Below are 12,625 nucleotides of genomic sequence, written 5' to 3'. Positions count from 1 at the left end.
GCTCAAGGCAGTTCCAGCCCTCCGGCTGCCTTGTGCAATTTGCGTAAATGTTCGCCAACCTGCTTCAGGTTGGCCTCATTCTCCGCCATCTCTGCTGCCCGGGCCGGGTCCAGCAGGGCTCTGACTTCCTTGTCCAGATCGCCGGTCAGCGCCTGAAGCTGTTTCTGCCGAAGGCTGCTTTCCGATTCAAGGCGCTGCCACTCGCTTGGCTGCGGCAATCCGTAACCGCCAGTACCCAGCAATTCTGCCGGGCGGCTTAGAAACCCGCTGTTGGCAAGAATCTGCTGCAGCGTGGCGTTGGCCTTGTCCATGCCGCCGTTCTTCAATTCCCGCGCGCCCAGATAGCGTTGCTTGACCTCATCCTGCGCCAGCACCAGTTGTTGCCGGAACGCTGCCTGCTCGAGCAGCAGCAGGGCGGCACTGGTGCGCAGGTCCGCCTGGTCGATCCACTGGCGCCGCTCTGTAGCCTTGATCGCCAGCCAGTCCTCGACGTTCTCCTGCTTGATTGGCAAATGCTTTTTCAGCACCTCGAACATCGCCTGGTAGCGGTCGCGGAACGAATCGAAGCGATAGCCCAGGCGCAAGGCCTCGCGCGGATCATCAAGGACGCTGGTATCGGCCAGCCCGCGACCCTTGAGCACTTCCAGCAACCCATTGGGCATGATGCTGTCCAGGCCCACCAATTGCTTGTTGTTGGTGCCACTACGTAGCAGTTTCAGCCCTTCCACTGCACAGTTGTTGGACAGGAAGAAGTAGTTGCCGTCGTAACTCCAATGCATCTCGGCCGCGTGCTCGACCACCTCTTCGATCTCTTTGCGTGACAGGGTCAGCGGGATCGAGGCCAGGCTGCGTAACTCGGTCTTGGTGTATTCGTCGATCACTTGGGCTAGCGGCAGCACGAACAGGCGTGACGGATACTTGCCGACCAGCCCGTCCCAGCTCGATAGCTGCACGTCGCCGACGAAGGCGCGGTACGACAGCACCAGGTGTTGATCAAGATCCAGGCGGCAATCCGGCCCCCGCGGTCGCCCCGGCGCGCAGATCACCAGGCGCAACATGCTGTGGCCCCAGCGACTGACCCAGTTCTGATTGGCTTCGGCCAGCAGATAGTCCACTGCGTAAACCCGCTCCGGGTCTACCTGACCCAGGGGTTGCTTGGCGAAATCGTTGCCTGCATTGAGGAAGGCGAAAGATTTGGCGCAGGTCTCCTTGGCAGCGGGGGCCCAGCCAAAGTGTTCCTGGTAGTAGCGATAGAGCGCCGGGCGACGGCAGGCGTAGCTTGGGTCGAGGAGGAAATACTCCATGTTGACCGCCACAAACTCCTTCGGGCTGCTCGTCTCGTAAATGTCCGGGCTGCGCGCGATCTGCCGATTGTGCTGTTCACGCTCACCACGGCGACCGACATATTGTTGCCAGCCAGCAAGATCAAGCAGGCGTGGATCATCGCTGAGGGTGAAGCGGCGGTCGTTCTGGCCGCGACACTCGTCTGGCATGCCGACCAGCCCGGCACTGCTGTTGCGCCGGGTGCAGCGCTGGATCAGCGTGCGTTCGGTCCCCGTCCACAGACGAGAGCGGTCATAGATGTGCGTGAGCTCGTGCAACACCGTGGCGAGTATCTCCCGGCGCACGGTGCCGTGGGGACGATAGGTTTTTTTGCTGGCGGCACTGCCGTCCGTGAGGCTGTCGAGCAGGTTGCGGTTCAGGTCGAGCTCAGAAACCAATGAAGCCTGGCCATAGGCATTGACGGGCATGTCGTCAGTCCAGCCAACGTCGATGCGACGGTCCAGTTGCTGGATGAACTGTGGCGGTAACGCCTGCATGGCTTCATCAAGGAGCGCCTGGCTGGCCTGTTGTTGTGCGGGGCTCAGGCCTGTGGTCTTGAGCCGTAATTGCAGGTCAGCCTGAGCCGTGTTGCCAAGCAGCAACACGATCCCGGCCAGCAGCCAGGCGCCTACCGACCTCACAGTGCGAGGATGGCTTCGGCGAGAACCTGGTCACTGGCGTCGCGCGCTTCGGGCACGCGGGTACGCAAGGTATCGAAGGCGGCTTCAAGGTGTGCTCCGCGAATGTCGCCATTGCTGGCCACAAAACTGGCGGCATCGTCATGGGCTTCGCGAACAATTTTCGAATCACGGATCGACGTGGTGGTGTCCGAGGTGAAATCGAGCGTGCGCTGGCTGGCACGAATAACAATATTACTGGTGGCTACCAGGGTTTGCGCCTGGGCCAGGTCGGCCAGCAACAACAGGCCAAGGGTGGCGGCAATCAGCGGGTTACGCATGGAACGACTCCGGAAGGACAAGGATAACTATTGGACGAGAATTGCCTGCGCCAGTTCAAGGTCGCTTGCATGAAGTTTTGGCCGTGTATGGCGCAGATAAACCAGTGCGGACTCCAGGCGCGCGCCAAGCAATGCTCCATCGGTGGCGATGAAAGCGGCAGCGTCATCCTGTGCAGCGAGCAGTAGCTTACGGTCGAAGGGGGCCGAGGTCACCATGCTCGTGGCATAGCCGCTGGCTACGATGCCCTGGGTGGACAGATTGAAGGCGTCGTAGGCTTGGGCAGATCCCGACCAGCCAATGGCCATTAATACCGGAGTGATCAACAGATTTGAAAGAAAACGCATGAGGCTCGATAGTTGGAAAACGAGTCCGAAGGCTAGCTTAATGCCTGTTTTAGAGCCAGCGCGGAAACAATGGGACACGACTTGCGCGCCCCATGGCAGTCATCCGAGTCAGATGGTCAGGATAGCCTGGGCCAGTTGTGCGTCGGTTGCGTTCAGTTGAGGTGCCTGGTGGCGAATGTGGTCCAGAGCACTTTCCAGCTTCACGCCACGGATCGAACCTTCGCTGGCTACGAAACTGGCAGCGTCATCGCGCGCGGCACGGACGATCTTGTCATCTCGGAAAGAGGAGGTGACGTCGGAAGTCGCATCGGAAGTGGCTTTCAGTGCACCGACGACGGCATCGGTGGTCACGATGAAGCTGGTGGCGTGGGAATTGGCAGCCACGGCGAGCAGGGCTGCAGCGCTGAGCAGACGAAGACGGGACATGGTGTAACTCCTTTAAATGAACCGGATTGGGAGGTGGCTTGTTTAATGGGACGTCTGTTTTGCAGCATTCGCCACGTTCCCCTTGGATATTAGGCCGGGGTGGGCTGGTTCGAACAGTCCAGCGCCGAAGAAACCCTGCGTAGGCGCTGCCGAAGGTTGCGATCTGTTGATCTTTGTTTCGCCACGCCAACGTCAAAAGATCGCAGCCTTCGGCAGCTCCTACAGAACTGTACTTGCAGTATTCACTGATTAAGAAACTGTACTTGTTGAGTTTTTCAGGGGCCTGAAACGACAAAACCCGTCGCGGTTTCCGGCGACGGGTCTTGTTTGTGCAATTCGGGTTGCTGGCGGTGGACCCTGCAGGTCAGAGCCAGCGACGCTACTTAGCGCCAGAACGGCTTGCTCAGCTCTTCGTAGCGTTGTGCTTCGCTAATCCCGGCATCAGCCAGCAGACGCGAATCCAGACGAGCCAGTTGATGGCGGCTGGAGATGCGGCGCTGCCACAACATCAGGTTGGCGATAACGCGAAGAGGCATCGAAGCCTGGGTTTTTGCAGCGGTATCTTCGAAGAACAGTTCGGAACTGAGTGTACGTTCCATGGTTGACATCCTTCCGCTTGTGGCGGGATTAGGTAGTGGTTTAACTGATGCCAATGATCCTCTCGTTTGGCCAGTCCCTGTAGATACAGTTCAACTGTATTGTGAGGTACCAGTTAACTGTTAATAGGGGGTGTACTGGTCTAAATTGAGGCAACTGTACTTGTCGGCACTTTATTGGTGCGATTGTGCCGTTGATACCGATACGTTGGGGACTTTTCTGTAGGAAACAACCAGTACAGTAGTACAGTTTTATTCGGATAGGGGCTTTTCAATCGGTCGCTGGCGAAACTGTGTTTGCGCCAGCGGCTATCTGTACTATTTACACGGCCAGCATCCGGCCGGTTTCTTCCAGGTTTATGTGCCAGCTCAGTGCTTCGCGCAGGATGTGGGGGGTATGCCCGCCGATGGCACAGGCCGCGGTGAAGTAGTCATCCAGCGCCTGGCGGTAGTCGGGGTGCACGCAGTTGTCGATGATGACCCGTGCGCGTTCCCTGGGTGCAAGGCCGCGCAGGTCCGCCAGGCCAACTTCGGTCACGAGGATGTCGACATCGTGCTCGGTATGGTCAACGTGGCTGACCATGGGGACTACGCTGGAGATCGCGCCGGCCTTGGCGATCGACTTGGTCACAAAGATTGCCAGATGGGCATTTCGTGCGAAGTCGCCGGAGCCGCCGATGCCATTCATCATTCGCGTGCCGCAGACATGCGTAGAGTTGACGTTGCCGTACAGATCGAACTCAAGCGCCGTGTTGATGCCGATGATACCGAGGCGACGTACGACTTCCGGGTGGTTGGAAATTTCCTGAGGGCGCAGGACCAGTTTGTCCTTGTAGCGCTCCAGGTTACCGAACACGTCGCTGTTGCGCCGGGCTGACAAAGTGATCGAGCTGCCTGAGGCGAAGCTCAGCTTGCCGGCGTCGATCAGGTCGAATGTCGAGTCCTGCAGGACTTCCGAGTACATCGTAAGGTCTTCGAACGGCGAATCGATCAAGCCGCACATCACCGAGTTGGCGATGGTGCCGATGCCAGCCTGCAAGGGGCCAAGCTTGTTGGTCATGCGCCCGGCAGCGACTTCCTGCTTGAAGAAGTCGATCAGGTGATCGGCGATGGCCTGAGTGTCCACGTCCGGCGGCAAGACGGTGGATGGCGAGTCGGATTGATTGGTGATGACAATCGCCACGATCTTTTCCGGCGGGATCGGGATGGCAGTGCTGCCGATGCGGTCATCCACCTTTACCAGCGGAATGGGCGTGCGGGTCGGGCGATAGGTCGGGATATAGATGTCGTGCAGACCTTCCAGGTTTGGATTGTGTGCAAGGTTGATTTCGACGATGACCTGTTTGGCGAAAATCGCGAAGCTGGCCGAGTTGCCTACCGAGGTGGTGGGCACGATATGGCCCTGTTCGGTGATCGCTACGGCTTCGATGACGGCGATATCCGGCAGCTTGAGCTGTTGGTTGCGCAGTTGCTCGACGGTTTCCGAAAGGTGTTGGTCGATGAACATGACCTCGCCGGCGTTGATTGCCTTGCGCAGGGTGCTGTCCACCTGGAACGGCATGCGCCGCGATAGCACGCCAGCCTCGGTGAGCTGCTTGTCGAGGTCGTTGCCCAGGCTGGCGCCGGTCATCAAGGTGATTTTCAGCGGAGAGATTTTGGCGCGCTCGGCGAGTGCGTGGGGCACGGCCTTGGCTTCGCCCGCGCGGGTGAAGCCGCTCATGCCGACGGTCATGCCGTCCTCAATCAAAGCGGCGGCGTCGGCGGCGCTCATCACCTTATCCAACAACGAAGGCAAGCGAATACGATCACGATACATGGATTGTTATCTCGGGCAACGGAAGCAAGGTGGGCAGTTTAGTGATTTCCAGAAAAATCCTCCCGCTACCATGGTCGAATGCAGACCACTGATTTAGAGCCTTTGGTCGGGTTGGCGGGGATTTTTACAGGCAATAAAAAACCCCAGCCTACTAAAGGCTGAGGTTTTGGGTATTGCGCTGGAGCAGGTTTTACTCGACGGCTTTGACCATGTCCTCGATGACCTTTTTAGCGTCGCCGAACACCATCATGGTTTTGTCGAGGTAGAACAGTTCGTTGTCCAGACCGGCATAACCACTGGCCATCGAGCGCTTGTTGACGATGATGGTCTTGGCCTTGAACGCCTCGAGAATCGGCATGCCGGCAATCGGCGATTTAGGATCGTTCTTCGCCGCCGGGTTGACCACGTCGTTCGCCCCGAGCACCAGCACCACGTCGGCCTGGCCGAACTCGGAGTTGATGTCTTCCATCTCGAACACCTGGTCGTAGGGCACTTCGGCCTCGGCCAGCAATACGTTCATGTGCCCAGGCATCCGACCCGCCACCGGGTGAATGGCGTACTTCACGGTCACACCGCGATGGGTGAGCTTCTCGGTGAGTTCCTTGAGCGCATGCTGCGCGCGAGCGACCGCCAGGCCGTAGCCAGGAACGATGATCACGGTATCGGCGTTGGTCAGCAGGAAGGTTGCGTCGTCAGCCGAACCGGATTTAACCGGACGAGCTTCCTTGGCGCCTGCAGGGCCGGCGTCTGCCGTGTTGCCAAAACCACCGAGCAGTACGTTGAAGAACGAACGGTTCATCGCCTTGCACATGATGTACGAGAGGATTGCACCGGACGAACCCACCAGCGAGCCGGCGATGATCAGCATCGAGTTGTTCAGCGAGAAACCGATACCTGCCGCCGCCCAGCCCGAATAGCTGTTGAGCATCGACACTACCACCGGCATGTCCGCGCCACCGATCGGGATGATGATCAGCACGCCCAGGACGAAAGCCAGGGCCAGCATCAGTGCGAAGGCACCGAGGTTGCCGGTGAGCATGAAGGTGATGCCCAGGGCCAGCGTTGCCAGGCCCAGCAGCAGGTTCAGCTTGTGCTGGCCACCGAACTGCACGGGTGCGCCCTGGAACAGGCGGAACTTGTACTTGCCGGATAGCTTGCCGAATGCGATCACCGAACCGGAGAAGGTGATTGCACCGATAGCTGCGCCAAGGAACAGTTCAAGGCGGTTACCCGCAGGGATTGCATCGCCCAGCTGCTTGACGATGCCCAGGGACTGCGGCTCGACCACCGCTGCGATGGCGATGAATACCGCCGCCAGGCCGATCATGCTGTGCATGAAGGCGACCAGTTCCGGCATCTTGGTCATTTCAACGCGCTTGGCCATGATCGAGCCGGCGGTGCCGCCGACCAACAGGCCGACAATGACGTAGCCGATGCCCGCGGTGGCGAGCTCAGCGCCCAGCTTGTAGATCAGGCCCACTGTGGTGAGGATCGCCAGGCCCATGCCGAGCATGCCGAACAGGTTGCCGCGTCGGGAGGTTGTCGGATGGGACAACCCTTTGAGGGCCTGGATGAAGCAGATGGACGCGATCAAGTAGAGCGTCGTGACAAGGTTCATGCTCATTACTTGGGCGCCTCTTCTTTTACGACTTTCGGGGCTTTTTTCTTGAACATCTCAAGCATCCTGCGGGTGACCAGGAAGCCACCGAACACATTCACTGCCGCCAGGGCCACGGCCAGGGTGCCCATGGTCTTGCCCAGCGGGGTCACGGTGAGCGCCGCAGCCAGCATGGCGCCGACAATCACGATCGCCGAGATGGCGTTGGTCACTGCCATCAAGGGGGTGTGCAGTGCAGGCGTAACGTTCCAGACCACGTGGTAACCGACATAAATCGCCAGCACGAAGATGATCAGGTTGTAGATACCGGGGGAGATAAGCTCTTCCATCGTCTGAATCCCTGCTTAGGCGTTTTTGCGGATGACTTGGCCGTCGCGGCACATCAGGCACGCGGCGACGATGTCGTCTTCGAGGTTGATCTCGAACTGGCCTTCCTTGTTGAAGACCAGCTTCAGGAAGTCCAGCAGGTTGCGTGCGTACAGTGCCGAAGCATCTGCCGCCACTGCGCCGGCCAGGTTGGTCGGGCCGCAAATGGTCACGCCATTCTCGACTACTACTTGGTCCGCCACGGTAAGCGGACAGTTGCCGCCCTGGGCTGCGGCGAGGTCGATGACCACCGAGCCGGGTTTCATCTGCGCCACGGTTTCCGCGCTCAGCAATGTCGGTGCCTTGCGGCCAGGGATAAGGGCCGTGGTGATGACGATGTCAGCCTGTTTGGCACGTTCGTGAACGGCCAGGGCCTGGCGCTGCATCCAGCTGGCAGGCATGGGCCGGGCGTAGCCGCCGACACCGACGGCGCACTCACGCTCTTCATCGGTTTCGTAGGGCACGTCGACAAACTTGGCGCCGAGGGATTCGATCTGCTCTTTAACGGCAGGACGCACATCAGACGCTTCGATCACTGCACCCAGGCGCTTTGCTGTGGCAATCGCCTGCAAACCCGCGACGCCGGCGCCGAGAATCAGCACCCGCGCCGCTTTCACGGTGCCCGCAGCGGTCATCAGCATCGGCATGAAGCGTGGATAGTGGTGAGCGGCCAGCAATACGGCTTTATAGCCGGCGATGTTGGCCTGGGAGGACAGCACGTCCAGGCTCTGGGCCCGAGAGGTGCGTGGCGCCGCTTCCAGGGCAAACGCGGTAACGCCGCACTCGGCCAGCTTGGCAATGGTTTCATTGCTGAACGGGTTGAGCATGCCCACCACAACGGTTCCGCTCTTGATCAAAGCGAGTTCGCTGTCGCTGGGAGCGACCACCTTGAGAATCAGCTCGGCACCAAACGCCTCATTGGCACTGCCAATAATCGCGCCTGCCGCTTCATAGGCACTGTCGACAACACTGGCATTGATGCCGGCGCCGCTTTGCACAGTGACCTTATGACCCTGGCCGATCAGCTTCTTGATGGTTTCCGGGGTTGCAGCAACCCGTGTTTCACCCGTCTGGGTTTCGAGAGGAACACCAATGTGCACGTCAAATCTCCTGCGTGATCTTATTGAGTAAACCCAGGCACTTCGGATGGTGCGAGCTGGGGCGGCCGATCAGCACGATCCCGCTAAATAAGGGCGGGGCGCGGCATTTTGCAGGCGAACTTTGCACCCTTCAAGGGATTATGATGCGTGACGGAAAATTAACTACAAGTCACCCCGTGACCGAATGTCGCAAGCATTCGGGCCAAGCCCTTGTTAATCGAGGCCTGCAGGGCGTTTTTGGAAGATTCTGGATTTTGCGCATGAGTCAGGTGAATGAGTAATCATCGCTAGGCAATACCGGCTCAAAGCCACGGTGGCACGAGCTTGTGGCACGATTGTGCTCCCTTCAAGTACAGTCTGCTTAAATGCGACAATTACTTATATCTGTAGTGCTTTGATTTACCTGACTACGAGGTCAGCTTATCGCTGTAAGTCGCTAGGACTCAAGGCTATAGCCCTGCGCTTGATTGACCAGCCAATCACGAAAAGCCCTCAAAGAGGCCGATTCGACCTTTCGCTCTGGAATCATGAGGTAATAGGCCTTGATGCTCGACAGCGCATTTGGGTTCGCAATCACCAGGCGTTTCTCCGCCAGCTCACGCTGAATCAGGAAAGGCGGAATCAGCGCGATGCCCATCTCGTGCATCGCTGCCTGGGCGAGCATGGAGAATAGCTCGTAGCGCGGCCCTGTCATGTCCCGCGGGATATTAAGGTGCTGCGAGTTGAACCATTGGCGCCAGGCATAGGGGCGGGTGGTCTGCTGCAGCAGTGGATACTCTGCAATTTGGGCGGGTGTCAGCGAATCCTGGTGTCCAAGCAGGTGCGGGCTGCAGACAGGCATCGGATTTTCCCCCATCAGCCTGTGGGATTCAGTACCCGACCAATCGGCGTCGCCAAAGTAGATAGCCGCATCGAAATCCGTGTCGGCAAACAGGAAGGGGCGGGTCCGGTTGGTCAGGTTGACGGTTACTTCCGGATGCTTGTGCTGGAAGTCTTTCAACCGAGGCAGCAGCCACTGTGTGCCAAATGTCGGCACCACAGCGAGTTCGATGACGTTGGCGCCTTGCTGACCCATCACCGACAAGGTATCGCGCTCAACCGCGTCCAGCTGGGTGGCCACTCGCCGGCTGTAGGAAAGCCCGGCTTCGGTCAGTTTCACTCCGCGACGAGAGCGTCGGAACAGTTCGACACTCAGGAACTCCTCGAGGCTGGCGATCTGTCGGCAAATGGCGCCCTGCGTCAGCGAAAGCTCCTGGGCTGCCTTGGTAAAGCTCTCGTGGCGCGCAGCCGCTTCAAAGCTGATCAGGGCGGTTGTACTGGGGATTTTTCTGCGCATGTACCTCAACCTCACTAATCCATCGCATGATTCGACTTTGGCGATGTTACGGAGTGAGAAATTAGCACAACAGTATGCAAAATCCTCGTTTGCCCTTGCGCTTGGGCAGGCCTAGGATCAATCCACGTTATTTGATGCCTTTCGAGAGGACTTGCTCATGGCCGGTAAAGCTAGCTTCAACTGGATCGATCCGCTGCTGCTGGATCAACAGCTCACTGAAGAAGAACGCATGATTCGCGATACCGCCGAGCAATTCGCTCAGCAGAAGCTGGCGCCGCGTGTTCTGGAAGCTTTCCGTCATGAAAAGACTGACCCGGCGATCTTCCGCGAGATGGGTGAGGTGGGCCTGTTGGGCGCAACCATCCCTGAACAATACGGCGGCAGTGGCCTGAACTACGTCAGCTATGGCCTGATCGCTCGTGAGGTTGAGCGCGTCGACTCCGGTTACCGTTCGATGATGAGCGTGCAGTCCTCGCTGGTGATGGTGCCTATCAATGAATTCGGTACCGAAGCGCAAAAACAGAAGTACCTGCCGAATTTGGCGTCGGGTGAGTGGATCGGTTGCTTCGGTCTGACCGAGCCTAACCACGGTTCCGACCCGGGAGCGATGATCACCCGTGCGCGCAAGGTCGAAGGCGGCTACAGCCTGACAGGCAGCAAGATGTGGATCACTAACAGCCCGATCGCCGACGTGTTCGTGGTCTGGGGCAAGGACGATGCCGGCGATATCCGCGGTTTTGTACTCGAGAAGGGCTGGAAAGGCCTGAGCGCACCGGCAATTCACGGCAAGGTAGGCCTGCGGGCATCGATCACCGGCGAAATCGTCATGGACAACGTGTTCGTTCCTGAAGAGAACATCTTCCCGGACGTGCGCGGCTTGAAAGGTCCGTTCACCTGCCTCAACTCCGCCCGCTACGGCATTTCCTGGGGCGCGCTGGGTGCGGCTGAGTTCTGCTGGCACACCGCTCGTCAATACACCCTGGATCGTCAGCAGTTCGGGCGTCCTTTGGCGGCCACTCAGTTGATCCAGAAAAAACTGGCCGACATGCAGACCGAGATCACCCTGGCATTGCAAGGCTGCCTGCGTCTGGGTCGTATGAAAGACGAAGGCACTGCAGCGGTCGAGATCACCTCGATGATGAAGCGCAACTCCTGCGGCAAGTCCCTGGATATCGCGCGCATGGCTCGCGACATGCTGGGCGGCAACGGTATCTCCGACGAATTCGGCGTTGCACGGCACCTGGTCAACCTGGAAGTGGTGAATACCTACGAGGGCACGCATGACGTTCACGCGCTGATCCTTGGTCGCGCCCAGACTGGCCTGCAGGCGTTCTACTAATAGGAGAACGGCCATGGGCGCGCTTTCGCATCTGCGGGTACTGGATTTATCACGCGTACTGGCCGGACCCTGGTCCGGGCAGATCCTCGCTGACCTTGGCGCTGAAGTGATCAAGGTCGAGCGCCCGGGCAATGGTGATGACACGCGCGCCTGGGGCCCGCCTTTCCTGAAGGATGCCTATGGCGAGAACACCAGCGAAGCGGCTTATTACCTGTCCGCCAATCGCAACAAGCAATCGGTGACCATCGACTTCACTCGCCCTGAAGGGCAGAAGCTGGTGCGCGACCTGGCGGCCAAGTCGGACATCCTGATCGAGAACTTCAAAGTCGGCGGCCTGGCTGCTTATGGTCTGGACTATGAGTCACTGAAGGCTATAAATCCCAATCTGATCTATTGCTCGATTACCGGATTCGGCCAGACCGGCCCCTATGCCAAGCGCGCTGGATACGATTTCATGATCCAGGGGCTTGGTGGCTTGATGAGCCTCACCGGGCGGCCTGAGGGTGATGAGGGCGCGGGGCCGGTGAAGGTTGGCGTCGCCCTGACGGACATATTGACCGGGCTGTATTCGACCGTCGCGATTCTGGCAGCGCTGGCGCATCGGGATCACAGTGGCGGCGGCCAGCACATTGATATGGCGTTGCTGGATGTCCAGGTGGCCTGTCTGGCTAACCAGGCGATGAACTACTTGACGACCGGTAATGCACCCAAGCGCTTGGGCAATGCCCATCCAAACATAGTGCCTTATCAGGATTTTCCTACGGCGGATGGTGATTTCATCCTTACCGTGGGTAACGATGGGCAGTTCCGCAAGTTTGCCGAGGTGGCGGGTCAGCCACAGTGGGCTGACGATCCGCGGTTCGCTACCAACAAGTTGCGGGTGGCCAATCGTGCCGAACTGATTCCTCTCATTCGCCAGGCGACCGTATTCAAGACAACCGCCGAGTGGGTGTTGCAGCTCGAGCAGGCGGGCGTGCCCTGCGGGCCGATCAACGACCTGGCGCAAATGTTTGCCGACCCCCAGGTGAAGGCTCGAGGGCTGGCGATTGAACTGCCCCATGCGCTCGCTGGCATGGTGCCGCAAGTGGCGAGTCCGATTCGCCTGTCCGAAACACCGGTGGAATACCGTAATGCGCCGCCTTTGTTGGGAGAGCACACGCTGGAGGTGCTGCAGCGGGTGTTGGGTCTGGATGCTGGTGCGGTGGCCGCCTTCAAGGAAGCCGGGGTGCTTTAAGCTGTTCCTTCTATATAGAGGTGTACTTATATAGAAGGAAAGGCGCGTTTTCGGCCCTTTCCTAACTAATTGATGGAAAAGCAGAATTTACGCTTGACGGCAGATCTCAGGTGTCTATAATTCGCCCCACTTCCGGCGCAGTCGAAACGGAAAACTCCTTGGTAAACA

Annotated in this window: 12 protein-coding genes; 2 read left to right on the top strand and 10 right to left on the bottom strand. The window is 58.9% G+C overall.

Annotation, left to right across the window (positions count from 1 at the left end; genetic code table 11):
- Positions 1-2: 2 nt before the first annotated feature.
- The 10 genes from AAEZ05_RS13585 to AAEZ05_RS13540 form a co-directional block, all read right to left on the bottom strand.
- Positions 3-1,964, bottom strand: a complete 1,962-nt coding sequence (locus AAEZ05_RS13585) for a DUF7844 domain-containing protein (RefSeq protein WP_205893953.1) — start codon at positions 1,962-1,964, stop codon at positions 3-5.
- Positions 1,961-2,281 carry a DUF2388 domain-containing protein gene (locus AAEZ05_RS13580; RefSeq protein WP_045059074.1) on the bottom strand — a complete coding sequence of 107 codons (321 nt, stop codon included), beginning with the start codon at positions 2,279-2,281 and terminating at the stop codon, positions 1,961-1,963. Before AAEZ05_RS13580 ends, AAEZ05_RS13585 begins: the two co-directional genes overlap by 4 nt.
- A gap of 27 nt (positions 2,282-2,308) precedes the next feature.
- The gene (locus AAEZ05_RS13575) at positions 2,309-2,626 is read right to left on the bottom strand and encodes a DUF2388 domain-containing protein (RefSeq protein ID WP_045059073.1); all 318 of its coding nucleotides are present in this window, start codon (positions 2,624-2,626) and stop codon (positions 2,309-2,311) included.
- A gap of 108 nt (positions 2,627-2,734) precedes the next feature.
- Complete coding sequence (locus tag AAEZ05_RS13570) at positions 2,735-3,052, bottom strand: DUF2388 domain-containing protein (protein WP_045059072.1); 318 nt, start codon at positions 3,050-3,052, stop codon at positions 2,735-2,737.
- 383 nt (positions 3,053-3,435) lie between these two features.
- Positions 3,436-3,651, bottom strand: a complete 216-nt coding sequence (locus AAEZ05_RS13565; RefSeq protein WP_007902752.1) for a DUF1127 domain-containing protein — start codon at positions 3,649-3,651, stop codon at positions 3,436-3,438.
- Positions 3,652-3,970: 319 nt separating this feature from the next.
- A complete protein-coding gene (scpC, locus tag AAEZ05_RS13560; RefSeq protein ID WP_045059071.1) occupies positions 3,971-5,464 on the bottom strand; it encodes a succinyl-CoA:acetate CoA-transferase ScpC in 1,494 nt (497 codons plus the stop codon).
- A 190-nt stretch (positions 5,465-5,654) separates the two neighbouring features.
- The gene (locus AAEZ05_RS13555; RefSeq protein WP_045059070.1) at positions 5,655-7,088 is read right to left on the bottom strand and encodes an NAD(P)(+) transhydrogenase (Re/Si-specific) subunit beta; all 1,434 of its coding nucleotides are present in this window, start codon (positions 7,086-7,088) and stop codon (positions 5,655-5,657) included.
- On the bottom strand, positions 7,088-7,411 hold the full coding sequence (locus AAEZ05_RS13550; RefSeq protein WP_007947884.1) for an NAD(P) transhydrogenase subunit alpha part 2: 324 nt from the start codon (positions 7,409-7,411) through the stop codon (positions 7,088-7,090). The genes AAEZ05_RS13555 and AAEZ05_RS13550 overlap by 1 nt, the downstream gene beginning before the upstream one ends.
- Before the next feature lie 15 nt (positions 7,412-7,426).
- A complete protein-coding gene (locus tag AAEZ05_RS13545; RefSeq protein WP_045059069.1) occupies positions 7,427-8,548 on the bottom strand; it encodes a Re/Si-specific NAD(P)(+) transhydrogenase subunit alpha in 1,122 nt (373 codons plus the stop codon).
- A gap of 436 nt (positions 8,549-8,984) precedes the next feature.
- Entirely contained in the window at positions 8,985-9,884 is a 900-nt protein-coding gene (locus AAEZ05_RS13540) for a LysR family transcriptional regulator (RefSeq protein ID WP_205893956.1), read from the bottom strand.
- 157 nt (positions 9,885-10,041) lie between these two features.
- On the opposite strand from AAEZ05_RS13540, the gene AAEZ05_RS13535 reads away from it, so the two are divergent.
- The gene (locus AAEZ05_RS13535; protein ID WP_350647739.1) at positions 10,042-11,223 is read left to right on the top strand and encodes an acyl-CoA dehydrogenase; all 1,182 of its coding nucleotides are present in this window, start codon (positions 10,042-10,044) and stop codon (positions 11,221-11,223) included.
- Between the two features lie 13 nt (positions 11,224-11,236).
- Positions 11,237-12,457, top strand: a complete 1,221-nt coding sequence (locus AAEZ05_RS13530) for a CaiB/BaiF CoA transferase family protein (RefSeq protein ID WP_045059066.1) — start codon at positions 11,237-11,239, stop codon at positions 12,455-12,457.
- Positions 12,458-12,625 lie beyond the last annotated feature (168 nt).

This window comes from Pseudomonas sp. HY13-MNA-CIBAN-0226 (genome assembly GCF_040310305.1).
GTDB lineage: Bacteria > Pseudomonadota > Gammaproteobacteria > Pseudomonadales > Pseudomonadaceae > Aquipseudomonas > Aquipseudomonas gregormendelii.
Note: the sequence above shows the minus strand (reverse complement) of the source record. Positions and strands in the feature narration are given on the sequence as shown.